The 8,894-nt window shown below is 54.0% G+C and carries 3 protein-coding genes, 2 tRNA genes and 2 rRNA genes; all 7 read left to right on the forward strand.

Annotated features, from left to right (window positions below; genetic code table 11):
- Positions 1–127: 127 nt before the first annotated feature.
- Positions 128–2,062, forward strand: coding sequence for a hypothetical protein (locus HYT79_11935; protein ID MBI2071295.1), 1,935 nt, complete (start codon positions 128–130; stop codon positions 2,060–2,062).
- Positions 2,059–3,201: a PorV/PorQ family protein gene (locus tag HYT79_11940; GenBank protein ID MBI2071296.1), complete on the forward strand. Its 1,143-nt coding sequence runs from the start codon at positions 2,059–2,061 to the stop codon at positions 3,199–3,201. The genes HYT79_11935 and HYT79_11940 overlap by 4 nt, the downstream gene beginning before the upstream one ends.
- 265 nt (positions 3,202–3,466) lie before the next feature.
- Positions 3,467–4,969 (forward strand): 16S ribosomal RNA (locus HYT79_11945).
- Between the two features lie 163 nt (positions 4,970–5,132).
- A tRNA-Ile gene (locus HYT79_11950) sits at positions 5,133–5,206 on the forward strand.
- 41 nt (positions 5,207–5,247) lie between these two features.
- A complete protein-coding gene (locus tag HYT79_11955; protein MBI2071297.1) occupies positions 5,248–5,964 on the forward strand; it encodes a CADD family putative folate metabolism protein in 717 nt (238 codons plus the stop codon).
- Between the two features lie 17 nt (positions 5,965–5,981).
- Positions 5,982–6,054 (forward strand) — tRNA-Ala (locus tag HYT79_11960).
- A 128-nt stretch (positions 6,055–6,182) separates the two neighbouring features.
- Positions 6,183–8,894 (forward strand): 23S ribosomal RNA (locus HYT79_11965); the annotation flags it as partial.

Consider the following 8,894-nt stretch of genomic DNA (forward strand, 5'->3'; position numbering starts at 1 on the left):
TGCCAAAGCTCGGGCGTGCCTGTAGTGAGACTTTAGGGAAAAATCGTCAGGGACTAAAGGCCTAGTAAAAATATAGGACCTTTGATTCAAGACATGATTTGATCCCAGCGCATAGAATACCTAGACCTTGGACCGAAGACCAGCCCTTACTCTTTTCGTTTTGCTTGCCGTCCCGCTTTGGGCGGCGGAGCCTCAGGCCGTTATTAATCCCGATATTTTTATTTCAACCGTCGTTTACATACCCGTCAATCCGGATATTTATATCCCCCAGGCGCCCCCGCCTTCGGGAGCCTGGGGCGTGATCACCATCGATGCCGATGGAGAAACGGGGTATAACCCGTCTTTGGTCTTGGATTCCGCAGGGCGGCCGCATATCGTGTACAACGACTGGGGACGCGGGGATCTTCGCTATGCCCGTTTCGACGGCAATCAATGGGTTTTGGAGACGGTTAAAAGCCAGGGCAATGTGGGCGGCACTCCGTCTTTGGCTTTAGACAGCCAGAATAACCCTCATATCAGCTATTACGATTATGATTTGGGCGATTTGTGGTATGCCCGGAAATCAACCGACGGTTGGAGTTTTGAGTTGGTGGAGAGCACGGGCAGCGTCGGAATATACAGCTCTATAAAAGTAGATAGCTCCGGGAAAGTTCACATTGCTTACGAGGATGTGACTCCGGGAAAAATGGATTTAAGGTACGCGGTGCGTTCGACAGGCGGGCAATGGTGGGTGGAAGCCGTCGATACCCCCGGCGATGTGGGCCAATTCGCCTCGCTCGATGTGGGCTCTACCGGCACCGTGCACATCGCTTATTTGGACTTTACGAATTTCGATTTGAAATACGCCCGGCAAAATAAAACCGGCTCATCGAGCTGGACCTGGGCCAAGGAAATCGCCGATGCCACGGGCTGGTCCGGTTTTTTCGCGTCGCTGAAAGTTGCGGGCGACGGCACCGCGCACATCGCGCATCAGGATGTCAGCGGGCAAAATTTACGCTACGCCAAAAAATCGCCTGCCGGTTCCTGGACGAGGACCGCCGTTGACGTTAACGGTGATGTCGGTGAGCATGCCTCGCTGGCCTTGGATTCTTCGGGCAATGCTCATATCGCTTATTATGATGCCACCAACTATAAATTGAAGCATGCCAAGTGGACCGGTTCCTCTTGGAGCGTTAATATCGTCACGGGCACCAGCGCAGAGAGCTGGAACACATCCATCAAGGTTGACGGCAACGGCACCCCGCATATCGCCTATTTGGATTGGTTGCGAAGCGATTTAAAATACGCGCGCTGGTCCAATGCGCCGGCATTGTCTTGGACCGGGGAGCCGGGCTACACCTCCGACGGCTTAAGCCCGGAGCAGGGCAACTCTTACACGCGTTTCGCCTATCGCGTCAAATACACGGATCCCGACGGCGATCCTGCGTTATCCGGATACCCGAAATTGCACGTGGCCAAGCTGCCGACGATCATTAATCCGGGCATTATTGTCACGACGTTTGTCGTGCCCGGGGCTTTTGAGCCATTGGCCGCAAGCACGGCCAATGCGATCAGCGGCAGCCCTTTTGCGATGACGGCGTATTCTAATCCAGGCGGCGGCGCTACGGCATTTTATGAGCACGCTTTATGGCTGCCGGCAGGCGGCAACTATGCGTACTGGTTTGAGGCTAAAGACCGATGGGGCGTTGACGCCGTGGGCGCGCCGACGTCATCCAAAAACGCCCCTTCGGTCACGGAAGTGTCCATCCCCAGCGAAGGCGACGAGGCGTTCGCCTATCCCAATCCTGCACGCGGGAATCAAGTGACGTTTCGTTTGGCCTTGGGCTACCTGGCGCCCGTAATCGAGATGAAGATTTTCGATCTGGCCGGAACCATGGTCAACACCGTGCCCAATGATCGTTTCCCGAAAACAACGCCCCCGTTTTATGAATACGTCTGGGATATGCGCGATGAATCCGGGCAACAGGTCGCCAGCGGTATTTATGTGTATTGGGTCCGGGCCGTGGATCAGCAAAGCGGCAAGGAATTCAAGGCCGTCAAAAAATTTGCGATTTTAAAATGATCAATCAACGAATTCTTTCCGGCGACTCGATGCGATCATGCCGCCTCGCGATGCCGGCATTTGTCGCCGCCATGGTTTTTTTAGCGTCGCCCTTGCGCAGCGAACAGCCGACCGGCGCGGCTTTTTTGAAAATCCCGGTGGGCGCCCGGGCCGTGGGCATGGGTTCGGCTTTTTCAGCTTTGGTTGACGATGCCTCGGCCCTTTATTGGAATCCGGCGGGCATCGCCCGTATCGGCATCACCGATATTTTGGCTTCGCATAATGAATGGATCGCGGACACCAGGGAAAGCTTCGTGGGCTTGGCCCAGCGTTTGCCGGCCGGACAGGTTTTAGGCGTCAGTTACCTTACCTTATATATGGACCCTCTGGATCGCCGGGGCGACAAAGGCGAAAAATTGGGAACATTTACGGCGCAGGACCGGGCTTTGGGTTTAACCTGGGCTATGCGCCTGGGTTTTTTGTCCTTGGGCGCCACCGCTAAGAGGATTGAACAGAGGCTTGACGATGCGGTGGCTGAGGGTCAGGCCATGGATTTCGGGCTTCAGATCAGGCCTCATCGGAGGATTTATTTCGGGGCGGCACTACAAAATGTAGGCCCCCCCATGAAATATATTGCGGTTTCATATAAATTGCCGACAACAGCCAGGGCCGGCATGGGCTATCGTTTGACCCGTACCGTGACTTTGGCGGTTGAAGGCCGCCAGGATATCGCGTCGTTGAAAAAAGAGACTGATTTTTCCGCCGGCCTGGAATACAATTTGGCCGGCCTTGACCAATCTTATTTTTGGTCGCCCGTGGTTTGGCGCGTGGGCTACCTTTCGCCCAGCGGCCCGGGCGTCGGCCTGGGCCTTAAAATTTTTGGCGCTCATTTGGATTATGCGCTGACGCCTATGGGCGATTTAGGTTTGACCCATCGCGCGTCGCTCAATTTGCGTTTCGGCAGGAACAGAAAATCGTCGTCATCGGCCGGGCGAATCCAATCCGAGACAGCTCCGGGCGGGGCTAAAAAAATCCGCGCCACAAAATCTAGCGAGGATGAGACTGCCGATGGTGTTCGTGACAAAAAGAAAACAACGAAGAAAAAAAAGAAAAAAGGCGTGAAAACCGGAACGATTTTTGATATGTTGTTTCGCCGTTGATACGAGAGATTGTGCTCGGGCAAATTGGCACTTGACAAATAGCGTCAATCTAAGTTAAGATTCTTGTGTTCGCGAATAGTAAGACCGGATTCGCGAGCACGTTCTAAGAAAAATTAAAACGGTCTGAGAGAAAACCCACCCGAAAAGGGATGAGGGATTTTTTTCCTCTCTTGTTCTTTGAAAAACGTAGAACAGAAACCAACGAGTACCTGGCGATCGAGAACGAGCTAGGCCTCAAACTCTCATCAGACACACATGACAATATTTGGCGAGTTTGATCCTGGCTCAGAGTTAACGCTGGCGGCGTGCCTAACACATGCAAGTCGAGCGGAACACTTTGTGTAGCAATACATGGAGTGTTTAGCGGCAGACGGGTGAGTAACACGTGAGCAACCTGCCCTGAAGAGGGGGATAACTTATCGAAAGGTAAGCTAATACCCCATATGTCCCATCGCAAGATGGGATGAAAGCCGTAAGGCGCTACAGGAGGGGCTCGCGGCCTATCAGCTAGTTGGCGGGGTAATGGCCCACCAAGGCGATGACGGGTAGCCGACCTGAAAGGGTGACCGGCCACAGGGGCACTGAGACACGGGCCCCACTCCTACGGGAGGCAGCAGTGGGGAATTTTGGTCAATGGGCGAAAGCCTGAACCAGCGACGCCGCGTGGGGGATGAAGTTCTTCGGGATGTAAACCCCTTTTGACCCTGACGAACACTGACGGTAAGGGTGGAATAAGCCACGGCTAACTACGTGCCAGCAGCCGCGGTAATACGTAGGTGGCAAGCGTTACTCGGATTCACTAGGCGTAAAGCGGGTGTAGGTGGGTCGTTAAGTTCTTCGTGCAAGCTCCAAGCTTAACTTGGAGAGGTCGGGGAAAACTGACGATCTTGAGTGAGGTAGGGGGGACTGGAATTCCCGGTGTAGCGGTGAAATGCGTAGATATCGGGAGGAACATCAATGGCGAAGGCAGGTCCCTGGGCCTCCACTGACACTGAGACCCGAAAGCTAGGGGAGCAAACAGGATTAGATACCCTGGTAGTCCTAGCCGTAAACTATGCAGACTAGGTGCGGGAAGTATCGACCCTGACCGTGCCGAAGTTAACACATTAAGTCTGCCGCCTGGGGACTACGGCCGCAAGGTTAAAACTCAAAGGAATTGACGGGGACCCGCACAAGCGGTGGGGCATGTGGTTTAATTCGACGCAACACGAAGAACCTTACCTGGGCTTGAAGTGCTGGTGGTACCTCGGCTGAAAGGCTGAGGGACCCGCAAGGGAGCCAGCAGAGGTGCTGCATGGCTGTCGTCAGCTCGTGCCGTGAGGTGTTAGGTTAAGTCCTGCAACGAGCGCAACCCTCGTCCTATGTTGCCACCCGCAAGGGGGCACTCTTAGGAGACTGCCGTGAAAAGCACGGAGGAAGGTGGGGACGACGTCAAGTCATCATGGCCCTTATGTCCAGGGCTACACACGTGCCACAATGGCCGTTACAGAGGGAAGCAAGACCGCAAGGTGGAGCAAATCCCTAAAGACGGCCCCAGTTCCGATCGTGGGCTGCAATTCGCCCACGTGAAGTCGGAATCGCTAGTAATCGCTCATCAGCAACGGAGCGGTGAATGCGTTCCCGGGTCTTGTACACACCGCCTGTCACACCACGAAAGCCGGTTACGACAGAAGTTCCGCCTTGAGCGGACCGACGTCGTGGCTGGTGATTGGGGTGAAGTCATAACAAGGTAGGCGTACGGGAACGTGCGCCTGGATCACCTCCTTTCCTTTTTTCGCTTCGGCGATTAAAGGAATGGTCGATCTTAGCTCGATCCGAAAGCCAGGAACTCGTTGGTTTCTGAACACGCAAACAGAAGCGGAGTCAACTTATGCAAACCATCCTCAGTGATGCCTCCAAAATCATCAATTCAATTTCCGTTTCCGTTGCGAGGGCGCATAGCTCAGCTGGTTAGAGCGTCCGCTTGATAAGCGGAAGGTCCGTGGTTCGAGTCCACGTGTGCCCATTGTTCTGAACGTTCGGATTCTAAAAGGAGTGTCTGAATCGATGTTGATGTCAAGAGTCGAGGAAGCAATCGAAGAGCATTCTTTGCTCAAGCATCCTTTTTATCAGGCTTGGACGTGCGGGGAACTCAGCAAGGAAGATCTTCAGGTTTATGCCAAGGAGTATTACCACCTGGAGGCGGCGTTCCCCCGTTTCGTCAGCCGCGTTCATTCATCGATGGAGAATCCCGTTTTAAGACAGGAATTGACCAAAAATTTAATCAGCGAAGAGATCGAGGGCAAGCCTCACCGCGAGCAATGGCTTGATTTTGCCGAAGCCTTGGGATTGAACGCGGACGAGGTGACGAAAAACATCCCAAGTTCGGCGACGCAGAAAACAATGGAAACATTCTTCGATTTATGCGGACGCTCCGATTGGCATCACGGCATTGCCGCATTATACGCTTACGAGAGACAGCAGCCCCAGATCGCCAAAACCAAGAGAGAGGGGCTGGTCAAATTTTATGAGATGGATGAGAATTCTCCGGGGCTTGAGTTTTTTAAGACCCATGAGAAGGCCGATGAATGGCACAGCGAGGTTGAACGCATGATCCTTCAGAATTCCTCGAGAACGGGCGAAGCTGAAGCGATCGTCTCCTCCTGCCGCCGCGCGGCCGAAGCATTGTGGAAGTTTTTGGACGGTATTTGCGAGCAGATCAATCTGAAAGAACGCATGGCCGTTTGCCTGACGCCGTCGCAGAAGTCGTTTTCTTTGAATTAGCTCGCGCAATTGGGCGCGGGGCTGTAGCTCAGCTGGGAGAGCGCCTGCTTTGCAAGCAGGAGGTCAGGGGTTCGATCCCCCTCAGCTCCAAGGCTGCCCGTGCGGCCGGAACGGATTTTGAACGATCTTTGACAATTGAAGGATAGTAGTCAGCGTCTAGAAAATATTTCTCTATGACGGCTGCGGATGCAAATTTGCGGCTGTTATGGGGGGATCGAATGATGTGGCTAAGCTACTAAGAGTGTAAGGTGAATGCCTTGGCACTAGAAGCCGATAAAGGACGTGGTAAGCTGCGATAAGCCTCGGGGAGGAGCAAACATCCCTTGATCCGAGGATTTCCGAATCGGGAAACCGGTCCTTATGCAAGTAAGGACATCCTGTAATAAAGATCCTGGCCTTGTGCCGGGGGGATAGTTACAGGAAGACAACCCGGGGAAGTGAAACATCTCAGTACCCGGAGGAAAAGAAATCAACGAGATTCCCTGAGTAGTGGCGAGCGAAACGGGAAGAGCCCAAATTCCCCCACCACCCATCTGATGAATGTCAGATGCGTGGTGGGGGGAGGTTGTGGGGCTCGGGTGTCCGCAAGGAGGAAAGTTACCAATCCTTTCGTTAGTTGAACGGCCCTGGAACGGCCGGCCAAAGAAGGTGATAGCCCTGTAGACAAAAGCGAAAAGGACTTTCTTACCCGAGTTCCCGAGTACCATGGAACACGTGAAATTCCATGGGAATCTGGGGTGACCATTCTCCAAGGCTAAATACTCTCTAGTGACCGATAGTGAACAAGTACCGCGAGGGAAAGGCGAAAAGAACCCCGGAAGGGGAGTGAAATAGAACCTGAAACCTTACACTTACAAGCAGTTCGAGGCCTATGCCTTTTGCCGCAAGGCTTAAGGAATGGCTGAGAGCGTGCCTGTTGAAGAATGATCCGGCGAGTTACTGGTGGTTGCAAGCTTAAGTCTCTCAGAGACGAAAGCGCAGCGAAAGCGAGTCTGAATAGGGCGACAAGTAGCCATTAGTAGACCCGAAGCCAGTCGATCTAGTCCTGGGCAGGGTGAAGGCCACCGAAAGGTGGCTGGAGGCCCGAAGCGTTATACGTTGAAAAGTATCTGCATGAACTGGGATTAGGGGTGAAAGGCCAATCGAGGCTGGTGATAGCTGGTTCTCCCCGAAATAGCTTTAGGGCTAGCCTTGAAACTTAACCGCAGGGGGTAGAGCACTGGATAGTGTAGGGGGTGCAACCCACCTTCCGAATCTAACCAAACTCCGAATACCTGCGCGAATGTTTCAGGAGTCAGTGCTTGGGGGCAAGCTTCAAGCGCAAAAGGGGAACAGCCCAGACCACCGTTTAAGGTCCCTAAGTGTATGCTAAGTGGCAAAGGATGTGAATTCGCTGAGACAGCCAGGAGGTTGGCTTAGAAGCAGCCATCCTTTAAAGAGTGCGTAACAGCTCACTGGTCAAGCGAGTTTGCGCCGAAAATGACTCGGGGCTAAGCATACCACCGAATACGTGGCTGTACCGGTGCTTCGGCATCGGTACGGGGTAGGGGAGCGTTCCGTATGCATCGAAGGCATACCGAAAGGAGTGCTGGAGCGTACGGAAGTGAGGATGTCGGAATAAGTAGCGATAACTTAAGTGAGAATCTTAAGCGCCGAAAGCCTAAGGTTTCCTTGAGCAACGTTCGTCGACTCAGGGTTAGTCGGTCCTAAGCTGAGGCCGAAAGGCGTAGGTAAGGGGCATCCGGTTAATATTCCGGAACCATGGCTATGACGTTATCAACCAAGGGGGGACGCAGAAAGGTAAGCCAGCCGGGAGCAGGAGTCCCGGTTTAAGGTCGTAGGTAGGTCCCGTAGGTAAATCCGCGGGGCCGTTTGACCCGAAAGCCGAATACGACTCCGCCGTGAGGCGGGGGAAGTGGTCCAACTCCGCTGCCAAGAAAATCCTCGTGGTGAGTCATAGTTGTGTCCGTACCGCAAACCGACACAGGTAGGCTAGTAGAAGATACTAAGGCGCGCGAGCGAACCTCCGTTAAGGAACTAGGCAAAATAGCCCCGTAACTTCGGAAGAAGGGGTGCCCCGGTAAAGGCGCCGCAAGGCGTTTTGAAAGGGCCACAGTGAAAGGGGTTCCGCGACTGTTTAACAGAAACACAGGGCTCTGCTGAAATCTCAAGATGATGTATAGGGCCTGACGCTTGCCCGGTACTGGAAGGTCACGGGGAGGGGTTAGCCGCAAGGCGAGGCTCCGAACTTAAGCCCCAGTAAACGGCGGCCGTAACTATAACGGTCCTAAGGTAGCGAAATTCCTTGTCGGGTAAGTTCCGACCTGCATGAATAGCGTAACGAAGGAACCGCTGTCTCGACGGAGGGCTCGGCGAAATTGAGTTGCCAGTGAAGACGCTGGCTTCCCGCTGCAAGACGGAAAGACCCCGTGCAGCTTTACTGTATCCTGATATTGAATTACGGTTTTGGATGCGTAGGATAGGTGGGACCCGATGAAGGGCTTCTTTTGGGGAGCCCAGAGGGGACGGTGAAATACCACCCTTCCTGGAGTGTGATTCTAACTTGGGCCCGTGAATCCGGGACGAGGACAGTGTCAGGTGGGCAGTTTGACTGGGGCGGTCGCCTCCTAAAGAGTAACGGAGGCGCCCAAAGGTTCCCTCAACGCGAATAGAAATCGCGTGTCGAGTGCAAGGGCATAAGGGAGCTTGACAGGGAGCGCGACGGCGCAACCTGGTGCGAAAGCATGGCCTAGTGATCCGGTGGTTCCGAATGGAAGGGCCATCGCGCAACGGATAAAAGCTACGCCGGGGATAACAGGCTGATCGGGCCAGAGAGTTCACATCGACGGCCCGGTTTGGCACCTCGATGTCGGCTCATCGCATCCTGGGGCTGGAGAAGGTCCCAAGGGTCCGGCTGTTCGCCGGTTAAA

Source organism: Elusimicrobiota bacterium (genome assembly GCA_016180815.1).
Taxonomy (GTDB): domain Bacteria; phylum Elusimicrobiota; class Elusimicrobia; order JACQPE01; family JACQPE01; genus JACPAN01.